This window comes from Pseudomonas sp. 273 (assembly GCF_029201425.1).
Lineage (GTDB): Bacteria > Pseudomonadota > Gammaproteobacteria > Pseudomonadales > Pseudomonadaceae > Pseudomonas > Pseudomonas delhiensis.
Map to the genome: position 1 here is coordinate 7,071,286 of NZ_CP116775.1, position 22,448 is coordinate 7,093,733.

Annotated in this window: 21 protein-coding genes and 1 pseudogene; 10 read left to right on the forward strand and 12 right to left on the reverse strand. The window is 68.2% G+C overall.

Going from position 1 to position 22,448, the window contains the following annotated elements:
* Positions 1-248 precede the first annotated feature (248 nt).
* From PKO50_RS32370 to PKO50_RS32400, 7 genes are all read right to left on the reverse strand, one after another.
* Positions 249-1,280 carry a histone deacetylase family protein gene (locus PKO50_RS32370; protein ID WP_275628288.1) on the reverse strand — a complete coding sequence of 344 codons (1,032 nt, stop codon included), beginning with the start codon at positions 1,278-1,280 and terminating at the stop codon, positions 249-251.
* 49 nt (positions 1,281-1,329) lie between these two features.
* Complete coding sequence (locus PKO50_RS32375; protein ID WP_275630560.1) at positions 1,330-2,694, reverse strand: APC family permease; 1,365 nt, start codon at positions 2,692-2,694, stop codon at positions 1,330-1,332.
* Between the two features lie 424 nt (positions 2,695-3,118).
* On the reverse strand, positions 3,119-4,171 hold the full coding sequence (locus PKO50_RS32380) for an extracellular solute-binding protein (RefSeq protein ID WP_089390860.1): 1,053 nt from the start codon (positions 4,169-4,171) through the stop codon (positions 3,119-3,121).
* A gap of 40 nt (positions 4,172-4,211) precedes the next feature.
* Positions 4,212-5,000 (reverse strand): ABC transporter permease, encoded by a 789-nt coding sequence (locus PKO50_RS32385; protein WP_009613945.1) that lies wholly within the window; start codon positions 4,998-5,000, stop codon positions 4,212-4,214.
* Positions 4,997-5,911 carry an ABC transporter permease gene (locus PKO50_RS32390; RefSeq protein ID WP_089390861.1) on the reverse strand — a complete coding sequence of 305 codons (915 nt, stop codon included), beginning with the start codon at positions 5,909-5,911 and terminating at the stop codon, positions 4,997-4,999. Before PKO50_RS32390 ends, PKO50_RS32385 begins: the two co-directional genes overlap by 4 nt.
* Positions 5,908-6,957 carry an ABC transporter ATP-binding protein gene (locus PKO50_RS32395; RefSeq protein ID WP_089390862.1) on the reverse strand — a complete coding sequence of 350 codons (1,050 nt, stop codon included), beginning with the start codon at positions 6,955-6,957 and terminating at the stop codon, positions 5,908-5,910. The genes PKO50_RS32390 and PKO50_RS32395 overlap by 4 nt, the downstream gene beginning before the upstream one ends.
* Positions 6,958-7,298: 341 nt before the next feature.
* Positions 7,299-8,315, reverse strand: a complete 1,017-nt coding sequence (locus PKO50_RS32400; RefSeq protein ID WP_275628289.1) for an AraC family transcriptional regulator — start codon at positions 8,313-8,315, stop codon at positions 7,299-7,301.
* Positions 8,316-8,456: 141 nt separating this feature from the next.
* On the opposite strand from PKO50_RS32400, the gene PKO50_RS32405 reads away from it, so the two are divergent.
* On the forward strand, positions 8,457-9,389 hold the full coding sequence (locus PKO50_RS32405; protein ID WP_275628290.1) for an SdiA-regulated domain-containing protein: 933 nt from the start codon (positions 8,457-8,459) through the stop codon (positions 9,387-9,389).
* Between the two features lie 50 nt (positions 9,390-9,439).
* A pseudogene (locus tag PKO50_RS32410) lies at positions 9,440-10,167 on the forward strand (CatB-related O-acetyltransferase).
* A gap of 6 nt (positions 10,168-10,173) precedes the next feature.
* Here PKO50_RS32410 and PKO50_RS32415 read toward each other — a convergent pair.
* Positions 10,174-10,506 (reverse strand): YegP family protein, encoded by a 333-nt coding sequence (locus PKO50_RS32415; protein WP_109935432.1) that lies wholly within the window; start codon positions 10,504-10,506, stop codon positions 10,174-10,176.
* Positions 10,507-10,630: 124 nt separating this feature from the next.
* Positions 10,631-11,302, reverse strand: coding sequence for a ribose-5-phosphate isomerase RpiA (gene rpiA / locus PKO50_RS32420; RefSeq protein ID WP_089390867.1), 672 nt, complete (start codon positions 11,300-11,302; stop codon positions 10,631-10,633).
* A 106-nt stretch (positions 11,303-11,408) separates the two neighbouring features.
* On the opposite strand from rpiA, the gene ilvA reads away from it, so the two are divergent.
* The 3 genes from ilvA (at position 11,409) to PKO50_RS32435 (ending at position 14,027) form a co-directional block, all read left to right on the forward strand.
* Positions 11,409-12,953, forward strand: coding sequence for a threonine ammonia-lyase, biosynthetic (ilvA, locus tag PKO50_RS32425; protein WP_256595921.1), 1,545 nt, complete (start codon positions 11,409-11,411; stop codon positions 12,951-12,953).
* A 116-nt stretch (positions 12,954-13,069) separates the two neighbouring features.
* Entirely contained in the window at positions 13,070-13,537 is a 468-nt protein-coding gene (locus PKO50_RS32430; protein ID WP_275628291.1) for a DUF2269 family protein, read from the forward strand.
* A 22-nt stretch (positions 13,538-13,559) separates the two neighbouring features.
* Positions 13,560-14,027 carry a DUF2269 domain-containing protein gene (locus PKO50_RS32435; protein WP_109935429.1) on the forward strand — a complete coding sequence of 156 codons (468 nt, stop codon included), beginning with the start codon at positions 13,560-13,562 and terminating at the stop codon, positions 14,025-14,027.
* Between the two features lie 6 nt (positions 14,028-14,033).
* Here the strand turns inward: PKO50_RS32435 and PKO50_RS32440 are convergent, their stop codons facing one another.
* Positions 14,034-14,693 carry an HAD family hydrolase gene (locus PKO50_RS32440; RefSeq protein ID WP_275628292.1) on the reverse strand — a complete coding sequence of 220 codons (660 nt, stop codon included), beginning with the start codon at positions 14,691-14,693 and terminating at the stop codon, positions 14,034-14,036.
* Positions 14,694-14,838: 145 nt separating this feature from the next.
* Between PKO50_RS32440 and PKO50_RS32445 the strand changes: the two genes are divergently transcribed.
* The 3 genes from PKO50_RS32445 to PKO50_RS32455 all read left to right on the forward strand — a co-directional run bounded on the left by PKO50_RS32445 (position 14,839) and on the right by PKO50_RS32455 (position 18,716).
* The gene (locus PKO50_RS32445) at positions 14,839-15,318 is read left to right on the forward strand and encodes an RNA pyrophosphohydrolase (RefSeq protein ID WP_009613927.1); all 480 of its coding nucleotides are present in this window, start codon (positions 14,839-14,841) and stop codon (positions 15,316-15,318) included.
* Between the two features lie 21 nt (positions 15,319-15,339).
* A complete protein-coding gene (ptsP, locus tag PKO50_RS32450; RefSeq protein WP_109935427.1) occupies positions 15,340-17,619 on the forward strand; it encodes a phosphoenolpyruvate--protein phosphotransferase in 2,280 nt (759 codons plus the stop codon).
* Positions 17,620-17,693: 74 nt separating this feature from the next.
* Positions 17,694-18,716 carry a sensor domain-containing diguanylate cyclase gene (locus PKO50_RS32455; protein WP_275628293.1) on the forward strand — a complete coding sequence of 341 codons (1,023 nt, stop codon included), beginning with the start codon at positions 17,694-17,696 and terminating at the stop codon, positions 18,714-18,716.
* A 420-nt stretch (positions 18,717-19,136) separates the two neighbouring features.
* Here PKO50_RS32455 and PKO50_RS32460 read toward each other — a convergent pair whose 3' ends face one another.
* Positions 19,137-19,889, reverse strand: a complete 753-nt coding sequence (locus tag PKO50_RS32460; RefSeq protein ID WP_275628294.1) for an NRDE family protein — start codon at positions 19,887-19,889, stop codon at positions 19,137-19,139.
* A gap of 194 nt (positions 19,890-20,083) precedes the next feature.
* Here PKO50_RS32460 and PKO50_RS32465 point away from each other — a divergent pair, with 194 nt between their 5' ends.
* Positions 20,084-20,872, forward strand: coding sequence for a sulfite exporter TauE/SafE family protein (locus PKO50_RS32465; protein WP_275628295.1), 789 nt, complete (start codon positions 20,084-20,086; stop codon positions 20,870-20,872).
* Between the two features lie 9 nt (positions 20,873-20,881).
* Complete coding sequence (lgt, locus tag PKO50_RS32470; RefSeq protein WP_275628296.1) at positions 20,882-21,715, forward strand: prolipoprotein diacylglyceryl transferase; 834 nt, start codon at positions 20,882-20,884, stop codon at positions 21,713-21,715.
* A gap of 211 nt (positions 21,716-21,926) precedes the next feature.
* Here lgt and PKO50_RS32475 read toward each other — a convergent pair whose 3' ends face one another.
* A complete protein-coding gene (locus PKO50_RS32475) occupies positions 21,927-22,448 on the reverse strand; it encodes a dihydrofolate reductase (protein WP_275628297.1) in 522 nt (173 codons plus the stop codon).

Genomic DNA, 22,448 nt, shown 5'->3' on the forward strand with positions numbered 1-22,448 from the left:
GCCCTCTCCCTAACCCTCGGCTGCGCGCCCCGCCCTGAAGGGAGAGGGGACCGTTGGGCAGGGTCGGATGTTCTGGAGTCAGCCGGCAGCTCTGCAGTTTCCGGCTAAAGCCATGCTCCTCTCGGCACGGACTAGCCCCCTCTCCCTTCAGGGAGAGGGCTGGGGAGAGGGAGCGGAGTCAACCTGGCGCGCCAGGGCCGCCGGGAGACGCGGTTCGCGAGCAAGCTCGCTCCTACAGGGAATGGCGATCAACCAACGCTCTCGAACCCCTGCAACACATTCACCGCATTGATCCCGATCTCCTCCACCGCATACCCGCCCTCCATGACGAACAGCGTCGGCAGGCCCAGCCTCCCGATGACCTCCCCCATGCGCAGGTAGTCCGGCGAGTCCAGCTTGAACTGCGAGATGGGGTCTTCCTTGAAGGTGTCCACGCCCAGGGAGACGATCAGCACTTCCGGCCCGTAGGCGGCTATCTGGCGGATCGCCGCCTGCAGCGCCAGGCTCCAGACCGACCAGTCGCTGCCCGAGGCCAGCGGGTAGTTGAAGTTGAAGCCTTCGCCCACGCCCAGGCCCTTCTCGTCGGCGTAGCCGAGGAAGTAGGGGTACTCGAAGCGCGGGTCGCCGTGGATCGAGGTGAAGAGCACGTCGGCGCGGTCGTAGAAGATGTCCTGGGTGCCGTTGCCGTGGTGGTAGTCCACGTCGAGGACGGCCACCCGAGCCGCGCCCTGGTCGAGGATGGCCTGGGCGGCGATGGCGGCATTGTTCAGGAAGCAGTAGCCGCCCATGTAGTCGGCCGAGGCGTGGTGGCCCGGCGGGCGGCACAGGCTGAACACCGAGCGGGCGCCCTTGGCCAGTTCGGCCTGGCCGGTCAGGGCCACGTTCGCCGAGCTGGTGATGGCCTGCCAGGTGCCGGCGGTGATGGGCGCGCCGGCGTCGAAGCTGTAGTAGCCCAGGCGCCCGTCGATGCTGTCGGGCTCCTTCTGCCGCAGGCGCCGGGTCGGCCAGGCGATGGGCAGCATGTCGTGGCTGCGGCCGGTGGCCAGCCAGTCGCGCCAGGCGTGCTGGAGGAAGTTGACGAAGCCCTCGGTGTGGATGCGCCGGATCGGCTCCAGGCCGAAGTCGCGCGGGGCCTGGATTTCGCCCAGGCCCACGGCCTTGACGCGGTCCAGGACCATGTCGGCGCGGCTGGGCTTCTCGAAGCAGGGCGTGAACTGGCCGCCGATCAGCTCATGCTGGCCGTGGTGCAAGCGATGGTCGTCGGTGTAGATCGTCAGCATCTTGCGCTCCAGTGGGCGCCCGGCGGCGCCCGGTTGGGTCCGTGGGGTGTCAGGCGTTTTCCTCGAAGTTCACGCTCGGCGCCTTGCGGCGGAAGCCGCCGGTGTGCAGCGCCAGGTAGACGAAGCCGACGGCGAACCAGCTCAGGCCGACGATCAGCGTCAGCTGCGACAGGCTGGTCCACAGCCAGAGGGTCAGGCACAGGCCGACGAAGGGCACCAGGCCGTAGCGCAGCAGGTCGGCCGGCGTGCGGCGGCCTTCGACGCCCAGGTAGGTGCGGATCACCGCCAGGTTGACCACCGAGAAGGCCACCAGGGCGCCGAAGCTGATCATCGAGGCCAGGGTGGTCAGGTCCAGCACCAGGGCCAGCAGGGAGATGGCCGAGACCACCAGGATCGCCACCACCGGCGTCTGGAAGCGCGCGTGCAGGGTGCCGAACAGGCTGCGCGGGAGGATGCCGTCGCGGCCCATGGTGAAGAGGATGCGCGACACCGAGGCCTGGGACGCCAGCGCCGAGCCGATGCAGCCGGCGATGTAGGCGGCGGTGAAGAAGTTGCCGAGGAACTGGCCGCCGGCCTTGAGCATCACCTCGTTGGCCGCCGAGTCGGCGTTCTGGAACACGCTGCCGGGGAACACCAGCTGGCTGATGATCGCCAGCAGGGTGAACATCAGGCCGGCCAGCACCGTGGTGATGATGATCGCCCGCGGGATGTCGCGGCGCGCGTCACGGGTTTCCTCGGCCATGGTGGAGACCGCGTCGAAGCCCAGGAACGACAGGCACAGCACCGCGGCGCCGGCCATCAGCGGGGCGAAGCCGGGCTTGCTGCCGTCGCCGACGAAGGGCGCGGCCAGGTCCAGGGCCGGGGCGCCGGCCAGGCTCTTCAGCGACATGCCGACGAACACCACGATGAACACCAGCTGGGCGCCGACGATGGCGTTGCTCATGCCGGCCACCTGGCTGATGCCCACCACGTTGAGCACGGTGACCAGGGCGATGGAGGCGACCACGAAGACCCACGCGGGGATTTCCGGGAAGGCGATGTTCATGAACAGGCCGATGAGCAGGTAGTTGATCATCGGCAGGAACAGGTAGTCGAGCAGCAGCGACCAGCCGGACAGGAAGCCCACCGCCGGGCCGAAGCTCAGGCTGGTGTAGGAGTAGGCGGAGCCGGCGATCGGGTACTTGCGCACCATGAAGCTGTAGGAGGCGGCGGTGAACAGCATCGCCAGCAGGGTGATCAGGTAGGCGCTGGCGGTGCGCCCGCCGGTCATCTCGGTGACCACGCCGTAGGTGGTGAACATGGTCAGCGGGACCATGTAGACCAGGCCGAAGAAGACCAGGGCGGGCAGCCCCAGGATGCGTTTGAGGCGGGCGTCCGCCTGGGCTTGGGGGGCGTTGCCGGTGCTGGCGCTCATGCGGGCGCCTTGTTCGATGGCCATCGATGTTTCCTCGCGAATTCTTGTCGTTGTTGCGCTGGCGCGGGGCGCCGCTGGCGGCCGCGCGGACGGAGCGGGGCGGTCAGCCGCAGCGCTGCCGGCGGACGGAACGGGCGAGGAAGGGGTGGGCGCGGTGACGGCCGCGAACCGGGGTGGAGCAAGGGCTGTTCATGAGCGTTCTCGGGGCATTGTTCTTGTGGATGCTCGCTGGCGGCGCTCCCTGGATGCCGCCGCATGCTGCGGCGGCGGTCGCGGCCCTGGCGGCCATTCCCTGGGCGAGTACCCGGACTTTAGGCCGCCGCGCCGCCCCGCAGAACCCTGTAAAGGGTCAAAAAGGGATCGAAGTGGCCAAACTGACTGTCAGCCCTGCGGCGGGCGCCCGTCCCGCCGCAGGACCCACCGGTCATTTCTTCAGCTTGGTCCAGACCTTGGCGCGCAGCGCCAGGGACTTCGGCGAGCACAGCTGGAACGGCTTCAGGCGGTCGATCTTGTCTTCCGGGGTGTTGATCGCCGGGTCGTCGAACAGCTCCTTGTCCATGAACTTCTCGGAGCCGGTGATGGCGTTGTTGTACTTGGCGAAGTTGGAGGCGGCGGCGATGTTCTCCGGCTGCATCATCCAGTTGAGGAAGACGTGGGCTTCCTTGATGTTGGTGGCGTCCTTGGGGATGGCCAGGTTGTCGATGAACAGGCGCACGCCTTCCTTCGGATAGACGTAGACCAGGCTGGCGCGCTGGGCGTGGGCGCGGTGGAAGGCGCCGTTCCACTGCTGGTGCATGTACACCTCGCCGGCGGCCATGCGCTCGATGGTGCCGTCGCTGTTGTACATCGCCAGCAGCGGCTTCTGCTTCAGCAGCAGGTCGAGGACCTTCTCGGCCTGTTTCGGGTCCTCGGTGCACTCGTCCACGCCGAGGTAGTAGGTCGCCGGGGCCCACAGCTCCTCGATGGAGTTGAGCGCCACCACCTTGCCCTTGAACGCCTCCGGCGGCTCGAAGAACGGCTTCCAGCTCTCGTCGAACTTGCCGCCCGGGGCCTTGGCGCTGTCGTAGCTGTAGCCGGTGCTGCCCCACAGGTAGGGCACGGTGTAGTCGTGGCCGGGGTCGTAGGAGAGTGTCTTGAACTTGTCCTTGAGGTTGGCCAGGTTCGGCAGCTGCGACTTGTCCAGTTTCTGCAGCAGGCCTTCCTTGACGAAGATCTCGATGAAGCTGTCCGAGGGCACCACCACGTCGTAGGCGCCGCCGCCGGCCTTGAGCTTGGCCAGCAGGGTCTCGTTGCTGTCGTAGGAGTCGAGGGTGGCGTGGATGCCGGTGTCCTTCTCGAACTTCTTCAGCAGCTCCGGCGGGAAGTAGTCCGACCAGTTGGCGAAGTGCAGGGTGCCGTCGGCGTGAGCCTGGCTGGCCAGGGTCAGGCCCGCCAGGGCGGCGGCCTTGAGGGCCAGGGGAAGGCGGCGGATGGTCATCGGTGAAGCTCCTGTGCGAATGGTTTTTATCGGGAGGCAGTCAACGCCGGCGCTGGCCGACGTAGTACGACAACGCAACGAACGCGATGGAAATCAGCAGGATGATCGAGGAGATCGCATTGATCTTCGGCGATATGCCCATTCTTATGGAACTGAAGATGTACACCGGCAGGGTGGTGGCCCCGGCGCCGGCGACGAAGTAGGTGATGACGAAGTCGTCCATCGAGATGATGAACGCCAGCATCGCCCCGGAGAGGATGCCGGGCATCAGCAGCGGGCAGGTCACCTTCCAGAAGGCCTTCCAGGGCGAGGCGTAGAGGTCCGCCGCGGCCTCCGCCAGGCGTGGGTCCATGCCCTCCAGGCGGGCGCGGATCGGCAGGTAGGCGAAGGGGATGCAGAACACCACGTGGGCGATGAGGATGGTGAACAGCGACAGCTTCAGGCCGATGAAGGCGAAGAACATCAGCGTGGCCACCGCGACCACTATCTCCGGCACCAGCAGTGGCAGGCCGAGCACCCCGTTCATCAGGCTCTGGCCGCGGAAGGCGCGGCCGCGCATGCCCAGCGCCGCCAGGGTGGCGAGCAGGGTGGCGAACACCGTGGCCAGGCTTGCGACTATCAGCGAGTTCTTCGCCGCGCGGACGATCTCCGGGTCGTTGGCCACCACCGCGTACCACTTGAAGCTGAAGCTTTCCCACAGGGTCGCCGACTGGCCGCTGTTGAAGCTGAGCACCACCAGCACCAGGATCGGCACGTAGAGGAAGGCGAAGAACAGCCAGGCGGCCGGGCGCACGCCGGCGAAGCGCCACAGCGGGTTCAGCGAGTTCATGGGTGACCTCCGGCGGCGCCCTGCCTGAAGCGCATGCTGTAGACCAGCATGGCGGCGAGGACGAAGGCGAGCAGGGCGAAGGACAGCGCCGCGCCGAACGGCCAGTTGTGCGCCGTGCCGAACTGCAGCTGGATCAGGTTGCCGATCATCAGCGACTTACCGCCGCCGAGCAGCTCGGGAATGATGTAGTTGCCCAGCGAGGGGATGAACACCAGGATGCAGCCGGCCACAACGCCGGGCATCGCCAGCGGGATGATGATGCGCCTGAGCGCCTTCCAGCGGTTGGCGCCGAGGTCGAAGGCGGCTTCCACCAGGCGCCAGTCCATCTTCTCCAGGCTGGTGTAGATGGGCAGCACCATGAACGGCAGGTAGGTGTAGAGCAGGCCGATGATCACCGCGTTGTCGGTGTACAGCAAGCCGATGGCGGCGTCGCTGAAGCCCAGCTTGTGCAGGCCCTCGTCGATCAGCCCGCCGTTGCGCAGCAGCAGTATCCAGGCGTAGACGCGCACCAGCAGGTTGGTCCAGAACGGCACCGTGACCAGGAACAGCAGCATGTTGCGCCGGCGCTCGTCCTGCAGCGCCAGGTACAGCGCGGTGGGGAAGCCGATCAGCAGGCAGCCGGCGGTGGTCAGGATGGACAGCCAGAAGGAGCGCTGGAAGATGCCCAGGTAGTCGGTGTTGAACACCAGGGCGTCGTCCAGGTCGCGTTCCCAGAGGAAGTTGATGTACGCCTCCAGGGTGTGCTGGCCCCACTTCACGCCGCCGTAGTCGCCGGGGGCCTGGATGGACACGGCGAACATGATGCCCAGCGGCAGCACCAGGAACACCAGCAGCACCAGCATGGCCGGGGTGGTCAGCGCCAGCCGGGCGCGCAGGCTCTTGCGCTCGGCCTGCAGGCGCAGCGTACTCATTCGGCCAGCACCCGGATGGCGTTGCCGGGCACCCGCACGCGCACCTGAGCGCCGGGCTGGTGGGCGCCGACCGCGCCCTGGCGGTTCTGCTGGCGCACGCGGAAGCCCGGCTGGCCCGCGACCTTCAGGTGGTAGACGGTATCGGTGCCGACGTAGACCACGTTCTCCACCACGCCTTCCAGCTCGCCGTCCTGGGCCAGCTCGGTGCGTTCCGGGCGGATGGCCAGGGTCACCTTGCCCGGCAGGGTGGTGGCGGCGGCCAGGCGCTGGCCGTCGGCGAGCACCACGCCATCGCCACTGGCCTCGGCCTCGAGGAAGTTGGTCTCGCCGATGAAGTCGGCCACCCAGCGGTTGGCCGGGGCGTCGTAGATCTCGGTGGGGGTGCCGATCTGCAGGACCTGGCCCTTGTTCATCACCGCGATGCGGTCGGACATGGTCAGGGCTTCTTCCTGGTCGTGGGTGACGAAGATGAAGGTGATGCCGGTCTCGTGCTGCAGGCGCTTGAGCTCGATCTGCATTTCCTTGCGCAGCTTCAGGTCCAGCGCCGAGAGCGATTCGTCCAGCAGCAGCACCTTGGGCCGGCTGGCCAGCGCGCGGGCCAGGGCGATGCGCTGCTGCTGGCCGCCGGAGAGCTGGTCGGCGCGCCGCGAGCCGACGTCGGGCAGGCGCACCAGTTCGAGCATGGCCTTCACCGTGGCCTCGGTCTCGGCCTTGGGCTTGCCCTGCATCTCCAGGCCGAAGGCGATGTTCTGCGCCACGGTCATGTGCGGGAACAGGGCATAGCTCTGGAACACGGTGTTGACCGGGCGGCGGAAGGGCGGGAGGCCCTGCATGGGCTCGCCGTAGAGGCGGATGCTGCCGGAGGTGGGTTGTTCGAAGCCGGCGATGAGCCGCAGGAGGGTGGTCTTGCCGCAGCCCGAGGGGCCGAGGAGGGTGAAGAACTCGTTGGCGCGGATGTCCAGGGACACGTCGTCCAGGGCCTTGAGGCCTTGGCCGGGGGTACCGAATTCCATGCCGATTCGCTCGATGGCAATCGCGCTGGTCATGCTTCAATACCATGCAGTTAAGCAGTTGTTATTGTTTGCGGTTGTGCGGTTCTGCCGACCGCTTCACCTAGCTGCGGCTTGATAATGGCCCTCCTTTTCGCAGCGGCAGAACGATAGAACAGGCCAATAAGGGATAAATCAGGCCAAGTTGAAGGGCCATATTCACCGGCCATGGCAACCCGTCGTTCCCCTGTAGGGCGCATAACGCCTACGGCGTTATCCGCCGTTGTCGTCGGGCTTCGGTGCATCGGCCAACGGCGGATAACCGCGAACGGTTATTCGCCCTACGTCCTGCTCTTCGTAGGAGCGAGCTGTGCCGTCTGGTGGGGACGCGATTGGCCCTAGCCGCGGTACAGGCTCGGACTCGCCCCGCTCCAGCGCTGGAAGGCGTGGCGGAAGCTGGCGGTCTCGCTGTAGCCGAGCCGCTCGGCGATCAGGTAGATCGGCAGGTCGGTGTCCTTGAGCAACTGCCGGGCCTTGTCGTAGCGCACCTCGTCCAGCACCTGCTGGTAGCTGGTGTTGTGCTGCTGCAGGTGGCGGCGCAGGGTGCGGCTGGAGCGGTGCAGGTGGCGCGCCACCTCGTCCAGGCCGCGGGCTTCCTGCAGGTGGTTGGCGAGGTGGCGGCGGATCAGTTCGAGGATGTCGTCGCGCCCGCTCATGGCCGCGCTCAGGCGCTGGCATTGCTGCAGGCCGTTGTGGCAACTGACCGGGTCGGCCAGCGGCAGGACGCGGTCGAGCAGCGCCGGGCCCAGGCACAGGGCGCTGGTGGCGGCGCCGAACTCCACCGGGCAGCCCAGGCGTTCGGTGTAGGTGCTGGCATGCAGCGGCGGTCGGTAGGCCAGCAGCAGGCGCCGCGGACGCACCGACTCGCCGAGCAGGTCGCGCACCACGGTGAGCAGCGAGGTCAGGCACAGCTCGGTGTTGAACACCGTCAGCTCCGGCGCGTAGCGGTAGCCCTCGGCGCTCAGCCAGACCTCGTCGCCGTGGTCCTGCAGGGCCAGGCGGAAGTAGGTGCCGAGCAGGTCCGGGTGGGCCAGGGCCAGCTGCAGGGCGTCGCGCAGGGTGCGGCTGGCCAGCATGCTGTAGCCGAGCATGCCGTAGGCCGAAACGTGCATGCGCAGGCCGAGGTACAGGCCCAGGGCCGGGTCCTGGTGGCAGTTCAGGGCATTGGCGAACACCCGCAGTTCCTGGGCGTGGCTGATGAATTTCTCCGGCGTCAGCAGATCGGCCTCGGCGATGCCGCTGCCTTCCAGCAGCCGTCCGCGGGGGATGCCGGCCTGGCTCAGCACCTCGGTGGCCAGCACCACCGTGTGCAGGGTGGTCAGGGTTCGCTGCTCGGGAAGCTGGACGGCGCTCATCGGAACTCCTTGCGGGGGCGGTGAGGACTCGGGATTACGCTAGCCTGACTCTAGCCTTGGAGAAATTTCCTGCACGGCGATTAAGCCTGGCTTCAGCGGCCCTGTGCTATTACTGCGCGCTCCCATCGACATGGACCTGCGATGCTCCGTTCCATCACCCCGCGCCGCTGCCTGGCGGCGCTGCTGCTGCTCCTGCTGCTCGCCCTGGCCTGGCTCGGCCAGCAGTTCCGCGTCTACGAACGCGCCTGGTTCGCCGTGCGCGAATGGCACCATGCGGAAAGCTGGCGTGAGCAGTCGATCTGGCTGCCCGACTACCGCGTGGAGATCGAGGCGCAGCCCATCGAGGGCCTGGACGACGACGTCTCGGCGCTGACCTACGACCCAGAGCGGCGCAGCCTGTTCACCGTCACCAACCAGCCGGCGCAGATCGTCGAGCTGTCCCTGGACGGCCGCGTGCTGCGCAAGATCACCCTGCACGATTTCGGCGACACCGAGGCCATCGAGTACATCGGCCCCGGCCTCTACGTGCTCAGCGACGAGCGCCGCCAGCGGCTGTTCAAGGTGCGCCTGGAGAACGACACCCGCGAGCTGGACGCCGCCCAGGCGCAACAGCTGTCCCTGGGCCTGGGGCCGATGGGCAACAAGGGCTTCGAGGGGCTGGCCTACGACTCGGTCGGCCAGCGCCTGTTCGTCGCCAAGGAGCGCGACCCGGTGCGCATCTACGAGGTCCACGGCTTCCCCCACACGCAGCCCGACAAACCCTTCGCCGTGCACGTGCTGGACGACCTCAAGCGCGACCGCCGGCTGTTCGTCCGCGACCTTTCCAGCCTGCAGTACGACGAGGGCAGCGGCCACCTGCTGGCGCTGTCGGACGAGTCGCGCCTGGTGCTGGAGCTGGACGTCAACGGCGAGCCCATCAGCAGCCTGTCGCTGCTGCGCGGCATGCAGGGGCTCAAGCGCAGCGTGCCACAGGCCGAGGGCCTGGCCATGGACGAGGCGGGCACGCTGTACCTGGTCAGCGAGCCCAACCTGTTCTATGTGTTCCGCAAGGCTGTGGACGTAGAGTCCCGGTAACAAAAGCATTACATTGTCGCCCCCAGGCACTGGCGCCATCCGGAGCGGCAATGAACATCATCAGCGAGGCCCTGATCAATCGACGGCTCAACAAGGCGTTGAGTGGCCATCGCTGCCGCCTGGCCGGCGGGATCAAGTCGCTGCGCGACGGCGCGCGGCTGACCCTGGAGCCGGGGGTGAAGATCGGCAAGGCGAAGATCTATTCGCCCTCCCTGGAGATCGGCGCGTACACCGACGTGGTCAGCGGCTGCGAATTCCTCGACGTCTCGCACATCGGCCGCTACTGCTCGATCGCCACCGGCGTGGTGATCGGCCAGGGCCGCCATTCGCACCCGATGGACTGGCTGACCACCCACAATTTTCCGTCCAACCCCAGGCTGATCGGCCGCCCGATCCTCCGCGACGAGCCCCGGTGCCCCTCGTCCATCGGCCATGACGTGTGGATCGGCCGCGACGTGCTGATCCTCGACGGCCTGACGGTGGGGACGGGGCGGTGATAGGCGCGCAGTCCCTGGTCAACAAGGACGTGCCGCCCTACGCGGTGGTCGCGGGAAGCCCGGCGCGGGTGATCCGCTACCGCTTCCCGCCGGAGCTGATCGAGCGCCTGCTGGCCAGCCGCTGGTGGGAACTGCCGCTGGAGGCCCTCGGGGAATTGCCGCTGGACGACCCCCGGGCCTGCCTGGCGCAACTGGAGCGCGAGGCCCCGCAGGCACGGGACAAGCCGCCGCGCCTGCAGGTCAGTTCCAGGCCCTGGGGGATCGAGCGGCTCGGCGGCTGAGCCGCCTCAGGTATCGTCGCTGATACCGGCGTCCGGCGCGTAGCGCTTCACCGAGGCGATGCCGTTCTCGGCGTTGGCGCGGCTGGCGTACATCTGGCTTTGCCCGACCACCTGGCCGTTGGTGGCCTTGAGCACGAAGTAGTGCTTGCCGTTGCTCGCTTCCTTCACCTCGAAGGCGCCCTCGCGCTGCGAGTTCCTGCGCACCGACTCGATGCCCTCGGTGGCCGAGGTCTTGGCCTTGTACAGCTCGCTGCTGAGGACGACCTCGCCGTTGCTGGCGTGCAGGGTGAAGTGGAACTGGCCGTCGCTGGCCCTCTTCAGATGGTATTTCGCGGACATGGCTGCCTCCTGTGCTGAGCCGTATACCCAGACCCAGGGTAGACGTTCGGCGGCCGGCCGACGGAAAGTTTCAGGGGCCCTTGAGAGGGCCGGTGGTGGCCGCCCGGACGGCGGCCACCGGGGCTCAGGCCTTGAGCGTCTTCACGCCCTCGGCGGTGCCGAGCAGCAGCAGGTCGGCCGGGCGCGCGGCGAACAGGCCCACGGTGACCACGCCGACGATGTTGTTGATCTTCTCTTCCAGGGCCACCGGGCTGTCGATGCGCAGGTTGTGCACGTCGAGGATGATGTTGCCGTTGTCGGTCAGCACGCCGTCGCGGTAGACCGGGTCGCCGCCCAGCTTGACCAGCTCGCGGGCCACGTGGCTGCGGGCCATGGGGATGACTTCCACCGGCAGCGGGAAGGCGCCGAGCAGCGGCACCAGCTTGCTCTGGTCGGCGATGCAGATGAACCGCTTGGCCACGGCCGCGACGATCTTCTCGCGGGTCAGCGCGGCGCCGCCGCCCTTGATCAGCTCCAGGCGCTCGTTGCTCTCGTCGGCGCCGTCGACGTAGAACTCCAGCTCGCTGACGCTGTTCAGGTCGTAGACCGGGATGCCGTGGCCCTTCAGGCGCTGGGCGGTGGCCTCGGAGCTGGCCACGGCGCCGTCGAACTCGGCCTTGTGCCTGGCCAGCAGGTCGATGAAGAAGTTGGCGGTGGAACCGGTGCCGACGCCGACGATGCTCTTGCTGTCGAGGTGCGGGAGGATGTGGTCGACGGCGGCCTGGGCCACGGCCTGCTTGAGCTGGTCCTGGTTCATCTCTGGGTTCCGGCAAAGGGGCTTGGGGCGCGAATTATAGCGGGGCCGCCGGGCGAATGTGGATTCGCCGCTCCCGCCGGCCGCCGACTGGAGTAGACTGCCGGCTTTGTGCCCCGTCCCTGCGAAGCCCGCCCCGATGCTCGAACAGTACGTCAAGAAGATCCTCACCTCGCGCGTCTACGACGTCGCCGGGGAAACGCCCCTGCAACCGGCCCGCCGCCTCTCCGAGCGCCTGGACAACCAGGTGCTGCTCAAGCGCGAGGACCTGCAGCCGGTGTTCTCCTTCAAGATCCGCGGCGCCTACAACAAGCTGGCGCAGCTGAGCCCCGAGGAACTGGCGCGCGGCGTGGTCACCGCCTCGGCGGGCAACCACGCCCAGGGCGTGGCCCTGGCGGCGAAGGAGCTGGGGGTGAAGGCGACCATCGTCATGCCGCGCACCACGCCGGAGCTGAAGGTCCAGGGCGTGCGCGCCCGCGGCGGCAAGGCGGTGCTGCACGGCGACGCCTTCCCCGAGGCGCTGGCGTATTCGCTGAAGCTGGTGGAAGAGAAGGGCTACGTCTACATCCACCCCTACGACGACCCGGACGTGATCGCAGGGCAAGGCACCGTGGCCATGGAGATCCTCCGCCAGCACCCGGGGCGCCTGGACGCCATCTTCGTGCCGGTGGGCGGCGGCGGGCTGATCGCCGGCATCGCCGCCTACGTGAAGTACCTGCGCCCGGAGGTGAAGGTCATCGGCGTCGAGCCGGACGACTCCAACTGCCTGCAGGCCGCCATGGCCGCCGGCGAGCGCGTGGTGCTGAGCCAGGTCGGGCTGTTCGCCGACGGCGTGGCGGTGGCGCAGATCGGCCAGCACACCTTCGACGTCTGCAAGCGCTACGTCGACGAAGTCATCACCGTCAGCACCGACGAAATCTGCGCGGCGATCAAGGACATCTACGACGACACCCGCTCCATCACCGAACCCGCCGGCGCCCTGGCGGTGGCCGGGATCAAGAAGTACGTCGAGCGCGACAACGCGCGCGGGCAGACCCTGGTGGCCATCGACTCTGGCGCCAACATCAACTTCGACCGCCTGCGCCACGTCGCCGAGCGCGCCGAGCTGGGCGAGAAGCGCGAAGCCATCATCGCCGTGACCATCCCCGAGCGCCCGGGCAGCTTCAAGGCCTTCTGCGAGGCCATCGGCAAGCGCCAGATCACCGAGTTCAACTACCGCTACAACACCGACAGCGAAGCGCACATCTTCGTCGGCGTGCAGACCCACCCGGACAGCGACCCGCGCGCCGTGCTGGTCGAGCAGTTGCGCGAGCAGGGCTTCCCGGTGCTGGACCTGACCGACAACGAGCTGGCCAAGCTGCACATCCGCCACATGGTCGGCGGCCACTCGCCGCGGGTCAGCGACGAGCAGGTGTTCCGCTTCGAGTTCCCCGAGCGCCCCGGCGCGCTGTTCAACTTCCTCAACAAGCTCGGCGGGCGCTGGAACATCACCATGTTCCACTACCGCAACCACGGCGCCGCCGACGGCCGCGTGGTCGCCGGCCTGCAGGTGCCGGAGGAGGAACGCCACAAGGTGGCGCAGGCGCTGGAGGAAATCGGCTACCCGTACTGGGACGAGACCGACAACCCGGCCTACAAGCTGTTCCTCGGCTGAGGCCGGGCGGCCGGGTGGGGAACGCCGGGGCGGCACGCGCTGTCCCAGCTCAACCCGCCGGCCGGCAGCGCTGCTAGGCTGAGGGAACAGCCCGAATCGCGACAGGGACCGCCCGCATGGAAACCTACCAGACCCTCAAGATCCTCCACGGCGTCGCCGTGGCCGTGCCGCTGCTGGCCATCGCCGGCCTCGCCTGGTACGGCTGGCGCAGCTGGCGTGGCGGGGATGCCGGCGTGCTGGCCAAGGCGCTGCAGCGCATCGGCCTGGCCGCCTGGGTGCTGGTCGCCGGCTGCGTGGCCAGCCTGCCGCTCACCGGCTGGCAGATGGTCCACCGCGCCGGCCTCCCGCTGGGGCAGACCTGGCTGCTGGCCAGCGCCTGCCTGTTGATCCTGGTGGCGATCTTCTGGCTGCTGTTCACCGGCCGCCTGTGGCGCATCCGCCGCCTGGCGGCGAGCGCCCGCGACAGCGGCGAGCCACTGGCCGAGGGGGTGGTGCGCGAGCTGCGCTTCGGCGCGGTGTTCTTCGCCCTGGCCCTGCTCAGCTGGCTGGCGATACTCGCGCTGATGCTGGCCAAGCCGCTGTGAGATCGACGGCGACGGAGCGCCGATGAGTCCCTACCTGCTGCTCAAGACCCTGCACATCCTGTCTTCCACGCTGCTGTTCGGCACCGGCCTGGGCTCGGCCTACTACGCCTGGCGGGCCTGGCGCAGCGGCCACCTGGAGGCGATCCGGGTGACTTTCCGCCACCTGGTCACCGCCGACTGGCTGTTCATCGCCACCACGGCAGTGTTCCAGCCGCTCAGCGGCGCCGCCATGGCGCACCTGGCCGGTTGGCCGCTGGACTCGGGCTGGCTGTTGTGGAGCCTGGCGCTGTACGTCTTCGCCGGCGCCTGCTGGTTGCCGGTGGTGTGGCTGCAGATCCGCGTGCGCGACATGGCCGAGGCGGCGCACCGTGATGGCACGGCGCTGCCGCCGCGGGCCTTCCTCTACATGCGCTGGTGGTTCGCCCTGGGCTGGCCGGCGTTCCTGGCCTTCCTGGCGATCTTCCACCTGATGGTCAACAAGGGCTTCTGAGACGGCTCAGTCGCGCAGGCTGAGCACCGGCCAGCCGCGCGCCTGGGCGGTGGCGCGCAGGACCTCGTCCGGGTCGACAGCCACCGGGTGGGCCACCACTTCCAGCAGCGGCAGGTCGTTGCGCGAGTCGCTATAGAAGTAGCTGTCGTCCAGGCTCATGCCGGTTTCCTGCAGCCAGCGCTGCAGGCGCGTCACCTTGCCGCCCTGGAAGCAGGGCACGTCGAAGGTGCGGCCGGTGTAGAGGCCGTCGCGCATCTCGCACTCGGTGGCGATCAGCGTTTCCACGCCCAGGCGCTCGGCGATGGGGCCGGTGACGAAGCGGTTGGTGGCGGTGATGATCACCAGGCGGTCGCCGGCGGCGCGGTGCTCGGCCAGCAGGGCTTCGCCGCGGGGCAGGATGATCGGCTCGATGATCTCTTCCATGAACTGGCGATGCCAGGTGGCCAGCTGCTCCAGGCTGTTGCGGCCGAGGATCGCCTGGGTGAAGGCCTGGTAGGCGAACACGTCCAGGGTGCCGGCCTGGTAGTCGGCATAGAAGGCGTCGTTGCGCGCCTGGTATTCGCCGGCGTCGACCAGGCCGCGCTGGCACAGCCATTCGCCCCAGCTGTGGTCGCTGTCACCGGCCAGCAGGGTGTTGTCGAGGTCGAAGAGGGCCAGGCGCGCCATGGTTCACCGTTGATTGCGAAAGCGGAAAAGTCGCCTAGAGTAACGGCTTTTGCCTGCCCTGCCCATGCGCGCCAAGCCTCGCGTTGCTGCTGTCACAGGCTTTGTGGAACAATGCGGGCACACGCGTTTTCGAGGATGTACCGCCGTGATCGATCCCGATGGTTTTCGCCCCAATGTCGGCATCATCCTCTCCAACGAGGCCGGTCAGGTTCTGTGGGCGCGGCGCATCAACCAGGAGGCCTGGCAGTTCCCGCAAGGCGGCATCAACGCCCGGGAAACTCCTGAAGAGGCGCTGTTCCGCGAGTTGAACGAGGAAGTTGGCCTGGAGGAGCAGGATGTGCGCATTCTCGCCTGCACCCGCGGCTGGTTGCGCTATCGTCTGCCGCAGCGGCTGGTGCGTACCAACAGCCAACCGCTGTGCATCGGCCAGAAACAGAAGTGGTTCCTGCTGCGCCTCACCGGCGACGAGAACCGGGTACGCATGGATGTGACCGGCAAGCCGGAATTCGATGGCTGGCGCTGGGTGAGTTACTGGTATCCCCTGGGGCAGGTGGTGACCTTCAAGCGCGAGGTCTACCGGCGGGCCCTGAAGGAACTGGCGCCGCGCCTGCTGGCGCGGGACTGAATAGGAGATAAGGCCCTGAGCATGCTCAACACGCTGCGCAAGATCGTCCAGGAAGTGAACGCCGCCAAGGACCTGAGGGCGGCGCTGGGCATCATCGTGCTGCGGGTCAAGGAAGCCATGGGCACCCAGGTGTGCTCGGTCTATCTGCTCGACGCCGACACCAACCGTTTCGTCCTGATGGCCACCGAGGGCTTGAACAAGCGCTCCATCGGCAAGGTCAGCATGGCCCCCAACGAGGGCCTGGTGGGCCTGGTGGGCACCCGCGAGGAGCCGCTGAACCTGGAGAACGCCTCCGAGCACCCGCGCTACCGCTACTTCGCCGAGACCGGCGAGGAACGCTACGCCTCCTTCCTCGGCGCCCCGATCATCCACCACCGCCGGGTGATGGGCGTGCTGGTGGTGCAGCAGAAGGAGAAGCGCCAGTTCGACGAGGGCGAGGAAGCCTTCCTGGTGACCATGAGCGCGCAGCTCGCCGGGGTCATCGCCCACGCCGAGGCCACCGGTTCGATCCGCGGCCTGGGCAAGCTTGGCAAGGGCATCCAGGAGGCCAAGTTCGTCGGCGTGCCCGGCGCCCCCGGCGTGGCCGTGGGCAAGGCCGTAGTGGTGCTGCCGCCGGCCGACCTGGAAGTGGTCCCGGACAAGCCCATCGACGACGTCGAGGCCGAGGTCGAGCGCTTCAAGCAGGCCCTGGAGTCGGTCCGCGAGGACATGCGCAACCTCTCCAGCAAGCTCGCCACCCAGCTGCGCAAGGAAGAGCGCGCGCTGTTCGACGTCTACCTGATGATGCTCGACGACGCCTCCATCGGCCAGGAGGTCAAGCGCATCATCCGCTCCGGACAGTGGGCCCAGGGCGCCCTGCGCCAGGTGGTGATGGAGCACGTCGCGCGCTTCGAGCTGATGGACGACGCCTACCTGCGCGAGCGCGCCTCCGACGTCAAGGACATCGGCCGGCGCATCCTCGCCTACCTGCAGGAAGAGCGTAAGCAGAACCTGACCTACCCGGACCAGACCATCATCGTCAGCGAGGAACTGTCCCCGGCGATGCTCGGCGAGGTGCCCGAGGGCAAGCTGGTCGGCCTGATCTCGGTGCTTGGCTCGGGCAACTCCCACGTGGCGATCCTTGCCCGCGCCATGGGCATCCCCACGGTGATGGGCGCGGTCGACCTGCCGTATTCCAAGGTCGATGGCATCGACCTGATCGTCGACGGCTACCATGGCGAGATCTACACCAACCCGTCGCCGCAGCTGGTCAAGCAGTACGGCGAAGTGGTCGCCGAGGAGAAGGAACTGAGCAAGGGCCTGGCCGCGCTGCGCGAGCTGCCCTGCGAAACCCTCGACGGCCACCGCATGCCGCTGTGGGTCAACACCGGCCTGCTGGCCGACGTGGCCCGCGCCCAGGAGCGCGGCGCCGAGGGCGTTGGCCTGTACCGCACGGAAGTGCCGTTCATGATCAACGACCGCTTCCCCAGCGAAAAGGAGCAGCTGGCGATCTACCGCGAGCAGCTCTCGGCTTTCCACCCGCTGCCGGTGACCATGCGCACCCTGGACATCGGCGGCGACAAGGCGCTGTCCTACTTCCCGATCAAGGAAGACAACCCCTTCCTCGGCTGGCGCGGTATCCGCGTCACCCTCGACCACCCGGAAATCTTCCTGGTGCAGACGCGCGCCATGCTCAAGGCCAGCGAGGGCCTGAACAACCTGCGCATCCTGCTGCCGATGATCTCCGGCACCCACGAGCTGGAAGAGGCGCTGCACCTGATCCACCGCGCCTGGGGCGAGATCCGCGACGAAGGCGTGGACATCCCCATGCCGCCGATCGGCATGATGGTGGAGATCCCCGCAGCGGTGTACCAGACCCGCGAGCTGTCGCGCCAGGTGGACTTCCTCTCGGTCGGCTCCAACGACCTCACCCAGTACCTGCTGGCGGTGGACCGCAACAACCCGCGCGTGGCCGACCTCTACGACTACCTGCACCCGGCGGTGCTGCAGGCGCTGAAGAAGGTGGTCGACGACGCCCACGCCGAAGGCAAGCCGGTGAGCATCTGCGGCGAGATGGCCGGCGACCCGGCGGCCGCGGTGCTGCTGATGGCCATGGGCTTCGACTCGCTGTCGATGAACGCCACCAACCTGCCCAAGGTGAAGTGGCTGCTGCGCCAGATCACCCTGGGCAAGGCCCGCGAACTGCTCGGCCAGCTGATGACCTTCGACAACCCGCAGGTGATCCACAGCTCCCTGCACCTGGCATTGCGTAACCTCGGCCTCGGCCGGGTGATCAATCCCGCGGCGACCGTTCAGGGCTGACCTGGCGCGCCGCCTTCCCCGGAGCTGAGTCGTCCCCGGGGCCCTGTACAACCGGCACTGCCGGGAGAAGGCTTATGGACGAGCAGCAAGCGCTCGCGGGCGACCGCGAAGCCATCGAGAAGACCCTCCGCTATGCCCTGGAGATCGTCAGCGACGGCATCTGGGACTGGGACATCCGCAGCGACGACGTCAAGCGCAGCCCGGGCTGGTACCGCATGCTCGGCCACCCGGTCGACGGCCTGCCGGAAAACGTCGCCACCTGGCACTCGGTGATCCACCCGGACGACTTCCCCCGCGTCATGCGCAGCTTCCAGGCCTACCTGGACGGCCGGCAGGCGGCCTACGCCGAGGAGTACCGTTGCCTCTGCGCCAATGGCGAGTACCTGTGGATAAGGGACCACGGCCGCTTCGTCGAATTCGACGAGCAGGGCCGCGCCACGCGGATGATCGGCGCCCACCACAACATCCACGAGCGCAAGCTGATCGAGCTGGAGCTGAAGCGGCGCAACGAGGAACTGCGCGAACTCAACCGCAACCTCGAGCAACTGGTCGAACAGCGCACCGAAGCCTTGCGCCAGGCCAACCTGGCCCTGGCCGAGCAGGCCGCGGTGGCGGTGCGCCTGAGCGAGACCGACCCGCTGACGCAGATCTTCAACCGGCGCCGCTTCGAAAGCAGCCTGCAGCAGGAGTGGCAGCGCTTCCAGCGCCACGACCAACAGGTCAGCCTGCTGATGTTCGACCTCGACCACTTCAAGCGCATCAACGACCTCTTCGGCCACCCTGTCGGCGACCGCGTGCTGGTGGCGGTGACCCAGGCGGTGCGCCAGACCCTGCGCGAGGAAGACTGCTTCGCCCGCTGGGGCGGCGAGGAATTCATCGTGCTGCTGCCCAACACCCCGGTGGCCTCCGCCACCCGCCTGGCCGAACGCCTGCGCCTGCACATCCGCGAGGCCTGCGGCGACCTGGAGCAACCCCTCACCGCCAGCTTCGCCCTGGCCGGCATGCGCCGCGCCGAATCCCTGGAGGGCCTGCTGCGCCGCCTGGACGATGCCCTCTACCGGGCCAAGCGCCTGCGCGACGCCATCGAGGTATGCTAGGCCGCAGTGCATGGTGTAGGAGCGGGCCCTGCCCGCGATTTCGCGCGCAGGGCCCGCTCCTACATGGAGATGGCGTGGGTGGGGCGGCGTAGGAGCGGATCTCATCCGCGAATCGCGCCGGAACCTCCGGCTATCGCGGAAAAGTTCCGCTCCTACGGGAGGGAATACCGTGCCGCCCGGCAACTGTAGGACGAACCCGCAACCCCCTCCCTAACCCTCCCCCGCAAGCGGGAGAGGGGACCGTCCGTGCCTGCTGGAAGCGTGTGCCTCACGGCTGATCCCGTAGGGCGCATAACCGTTCGCGGTTATCCGCCGTTGGCCCCCGCGCGGGATTGGCATTCGGAACGGCGGATAACCCCTCCGGGGTTATTCGCCCTACGGGTGCCTTTCGTAGGCGCGAGCTTTCCCCCGTAGCGGGCCCTAGGCGTCGAGCAGCAGGCGCACCTCGCCCAGATGGGCCCCTTCCGGCCCGAAGCTGCGTTCGATGAATTCCCGGCGCCCGTCGGCATGCACCCGCAGCACGCTGCTGGCGCGGGTACCGTAGTTGGCGCTGGCGATGAATACGCTGGACAGCAGGCGCTCGGTGGCCAGGCCGACGCCGGTTTCCGGCAGCCGTTCGTCGCCGGGGCGCTCGCGGTCGCCGAGCAGCCCCAGCAGGGCCCCGGGCTCGGCTTCGTCGAGGTGCTCCTCGAGGGCGGCGCGGGCGCGCAGCAGCTTGGGCCAGGGCGTATCCAGCGTGGCATTGGACAGGCCGTGCAGCCCGGCCGGCAGTTCCCGTGGCCCGCCGTCGCGGGGGTTGAAGTAGCAGAGCTGGCGGGCGTCGCCGACCAGCAGGTTGAACCCGGAATATTCGCTGGCGCGGCGCTGCACCTCGGCGAGGTAGGCCAGCGGTGCCTGGCGGCCGCGCAGGAAGCCGGCCACCAGTTCGCCGCGGGAGCGCGGCCCCAGCGGCTGGCCCGGATCACGCACGTTGGTCAGGGCGGCGAAGCGCCCGCCAGGCCCCAGGCCCATCCACGTACCGCCGGCCTCCAGGTCGCGCCCGGCATAGACCTCCGGCGCATCCTCCCAGGCCGCCAGCGGCAGGGTGGGGCGGGCATAGAACTCGTCGCGGTTGGCCGCGACTATCAGCGGCATGGCGTGTCCGGGGCGCCAGGCAAGGACGATCAGGCACATGGGGCAGGGCCCTGCGGTGGTGGTCCAGGCAGGGTAGGTAACTGGCGGTGGCAACTCAATAGCCGGCGTTACCCGGGCAGGGCGGAAGATGACATTTTCGTCATGTTCCGCCCCGGCAAGCCCGTTGCGCCGCGGGCGGCTGCCGTCGCCGGCGCATTTTCGGTACCATGCCGCTTTTGCCACCCGAGGTCTCCATGGAGTTCCTTCTCTACCTGGTGCTGGGTGCCTGCGCGGGGGTGCTGGCCGGGTTGTTCGGCGTCGGCGGCGGCCTGATCATCGTCCCGGTGCTGGTGTTCAGCTTCACCGCCCATGGCTTCCCCGTCGAAGTGCTGACGCAGATGGCGGTGGGCACGTCCCTGGCGACCATCGTCTTCACCTCGGTCAACTCCATCCTCGAGCACCACCGCCGCGGCGCGGTGCTCTGGCCGGTGTTCCTGTGGATGACCGTGGGCATCGTCGTCGGCAGCGCCCTGGGCGCGCTGACCGCCTCGGCCATCAAGGGCCCGGTGCTGCAGAAGATCATCGGCACCTTCGCCGTGCTCATCTCCATCCAGATGGCCCTGGGCCTGCAACCCAAGGCTGGCGGCAGCCTGCCGGGCAAGAGCGGGCTGGGTGCGGCGGGTGGCTTCATCGGCTGGGCCTCGGCGATCTTCGGCATCGGCGGCGGCTCGCTGACCGTGCCTTTCCTGTCCTGGCGCGGCGTCTCCATGCAGCAGGCGGTGGCTACCTCTTCCGCCTGCGGCCTGCCCATCGCCATCGCCGGGGCGATTTCGTTCATCGCGGTCGGCTGGCACCGGCCCGAACTGCCGCAGTGGAGCTTCGGCTTCGTCTACCTGCCGGCGCTGGTGGGCATCGCCGTCACCAGCATGTTCTTCGCCCGCATCGGCGCGCGCCTGGCGCACCGCCTGCCGGCCAAGGTGCTCAAGCGCCTGTTCGCTCTGCTGATGTTCTGCGTCGGCATGAGTTTCCTGATCAAACCCTAGGAGTAAGCGATGCTGCCCTATCCACAGATCGACCCCGTCGCGGTGTCGCTGGGCCCCCTGAAGATCCACTGGTACGGGCTGATGTACCTGATCGGCATCGGCGGCGCCTGGCTGCTGGCCTCGCGCCGGCTGAACCGTTTCGATGCGACCTGGAGCAAGGAGAAGCTCTCCGACCTGGTGTTCTGGGTCGCCTGCGGCGTGGTGCTGGGCGGGCGCCTGGGCTACGTGCTGTTCTACAAGCTGGACTTCTACCTGGCCAACCCGCTGAACCTGTTCAAGGTCTGGGAGGGCGGCATGTCCTTCCACGGCGGCCTGCTGGGGGTGATGCTGGCCACCTGGTGGTTCGGCAAGCGCAACGGCAAGAGCTTCTTCCAGCTGATGGACTTCATCGCCCCGCTGGTGCCGATCGGCCTGGGCGCCGGGCGCATCGGCAACTTCATCAACGCCGAGCTGTGGGGCAAGCCCACCGACGTGCCCTGGGCGATGATCTTCCCGCCCTACAGCGACCCCGCGCAGCTGCCGCGCCACCCCTCGCAGCTGTACGAGTTCGCCCTGGAAGGCATAGTGCTGTTCGCCATCCTCTGGATTTTCTCGCGCAAGCCGCGGCCGACCGCCTCGGTCTCGGGCCTGTTCATCCTCTGCTACGGCTGCTTCCGCTTCTTCGTCGAGTTCTTCCGCCTGCCGGATGCCGACCAGGGCGCCGGCGGCAACGGCGGCCCGGGCTACCTGGCCTGGGACTGGCTGACCATGGGCCAGCTGCTGTGCGTGCCGATGATCCTCGGCGGCATCGCGCTGATGGTCTGGGCCTACCGCCGCGCGGCGGCGAAGCCGGCGACCCACTGAGGGAGCGGCCGCTTTTCGTAGGAGCGAGGGGGCGCCTGGTTCTTGCTCGCGAACCCAACGTCTCTGGCTTCCCGCGTTCGCGGGAGTGACGGGGTGGAAGGATGGTGTCTGACCTACAAGCCACTCCGAACGGCTCCCTCTCCCTTCAGGGAGAGGGTTGGGGAGAGGGCCGGAGTCAACCCCAGACCCAGTGCTCACCGGCAGACACCCCTCAAGCGCGATCCCAGACCTCGAAGGCATAGGCCGGCGTTTCCGCCGTGGCTTCATGCTCGATGCTGGACGCCAGGTGCCAGCGGCTTTCGTCCAGCTCGGGAAAGTGCGCGTCGCCCACCGGGCTCAGGGCCACGCGGGTCAGGTACAGGCGCTCGGCCCTGGGCAGGGCCTCGGCGTACAGCTGGGCGCCGCCGATCAGCATCAGCTCCTCGGCTTCCTCCTCCCGGGCCCAGGCGTCGGCGCGCTGCAGCGCGGCCTCCAGCGAGGTGAAGACTTCCGCGCCTTCCAGCTGCAGGCCGGCCTGGCGGCTGACCACCAGGTTGAGCCGGCCGGGCAGCGGGCGGCCGAGGGAGTCCCAGGTCTTGCGGCCCATGATGATCGGCTTGCCGAGGGTCAGCGCCTTGAAGTGCTTGAGGTCGGCCGGCAGGTGCCAGGGCAGGCGGTTGTCGATGCCGATCACGCGGTTCTCGGCGAGGGCGGCGATCATCGCCAGCGGCAGGCGGGAAGGGGCTTGGGACAT

Excerpts from the sequence above, each read along its gene's own strand:
- PKO50_RS32465 (WP_275628295.1), top strand. The coding sequence starts at position 20,084 with ATGGAGTTCCTTCTCTACCTGGTGCTGGGTGCCTGCGCGGGGGTGCTG.
- PKO50_RS32405 (WP_275628290.1), top strand. The coding sequence starts at position 8,457 with ATGCTCCGTTCCATCACCCCGCGCCGCTGCCTGGCGGCGCTGCTGCTG.
- PKO50_RS32430 (WP_275628291.1), top strand. The coding sequence starts at position 13,070 with ATGGAAACCTACCAGACCCTCAAGATCCTCCACGGCGTCGCCGTGGCC.
- lgt (WP_275628296.1), top strand. The coding sequence starts at position 20,882 with ATGCTGCCCTATCCACAGATCGACCCCGTCGCGGTGTCGCTGGGCCCC.
- PKO50_RS32440 (WP_275628292.1), bottom strand. The coding sequence starts at position 14,693 with ATGGCGCGCCTGGCCCTCTTCGACCTCGACAACACCCTGCTGGCCGGT.
- PKO50_RS32475 (WP_275628297.1), bottom strand. The coding sequence starts at position 22,448 with ATGTCCCAAGCCCCTTCCCGCCTGCCGCTGGCGATGATCGCCGCCCTC.
- PKO50_RS32435 (WP_109935429.1), top strand. The coding sequence starts at position 13,560 with ATGAGTCCCTACCTGCTGCTCAAGACCCTGCACATCCTGTCTTCCACG.
- ptsP (WP_109935427.1), top strand. The coding sequence starts at position 15,340 with ATGCTCAACACGCTGCGCAAGATCGTCCAGGAAGTGAACGCCGCCAAG.
- PKO50_RS32460 (WP_275628294.1), bottom strand. The coding sequence starts at position 19,889 with ATGTGCCTGATCGTCCTTGCCTGGCGCCCCGGACACGCCATGCCGCTG.
- PKO50_RS32380 (WP_089390860.1), bottom strand. The coding sequence starts at position 4,171 with ATGACCATCCGCCGCCTTCCCCTGGCCCTCAAGGCCGCCGCCCTGGCG.
- PKO50_RS32455 (WP_275628293.1), top strand. The coding sequence starts at position 17,694 with ATGGACGAGCAGCAAGCGCTCGCGGGCGACCGCGAAGCCATCGAGAAG.
- PKO50_RS32400 (WP_275628289.1), bottom strand. The coding sequence starts at position 8,315 with ATGAGCGCCGTCCAGCTTCCCGAGCAGCGAACCCTGACCACCCTGCAC.
- PKO50_RS32370 (WP_275628288.1), bottom strand. The coding sequence starts at position 1,280 with ATGCTGACGATCTACACCGACGACCATCGCTTGCACCACGGCCAGCAT.
- PKO50_RS32390 (WP_089390861.1), bottom strand. The coding sequence starts at position 5,911 with ATGAGTACGCTGCGCCTGCAGGCCGAGCGCAAGAGCCTGCGCGCCCGG.
- rpiA (WP_089390867.1), bottom strand. The coding sequence starts at position 11,302 with ATGAACCAGGACCAGCTCAAGCAGGCCGTGGCCCAGGCCGCCGTCGAC.
- PKO50_RS32375 (WP_275630560.1), bottom strand. The coding sequence starts at position 2,694 with ATGAGCGCCAGCACCGGCAACGCCCCCCAAGCCCAGGCGGACGCCCGC.
- PKO50_RS32395 (WP_089390862.1), bottom strand. The coding sequence starts at position 6,957 with ATGACCAGCGCGATTGCCATCGAGCGAATCGGCATGGAATTCGGTACC.
- PKO50_RS32385 (WP_009613945.1), bottom strand. The coding sequence starts at position 5,000 with ATGAACTCGCTGAACCCGCTGTGGCGCTTCGCCGGCGTGCGCCCGGCC.
- PKO50_RS32415 (WP_109935432.1), bottom strand. The coding sequence starts at position 10,506 with ATGTCCGCGAAATACCATCTGAAGAGGGCCAGCGACGGCCAGTTCCAC.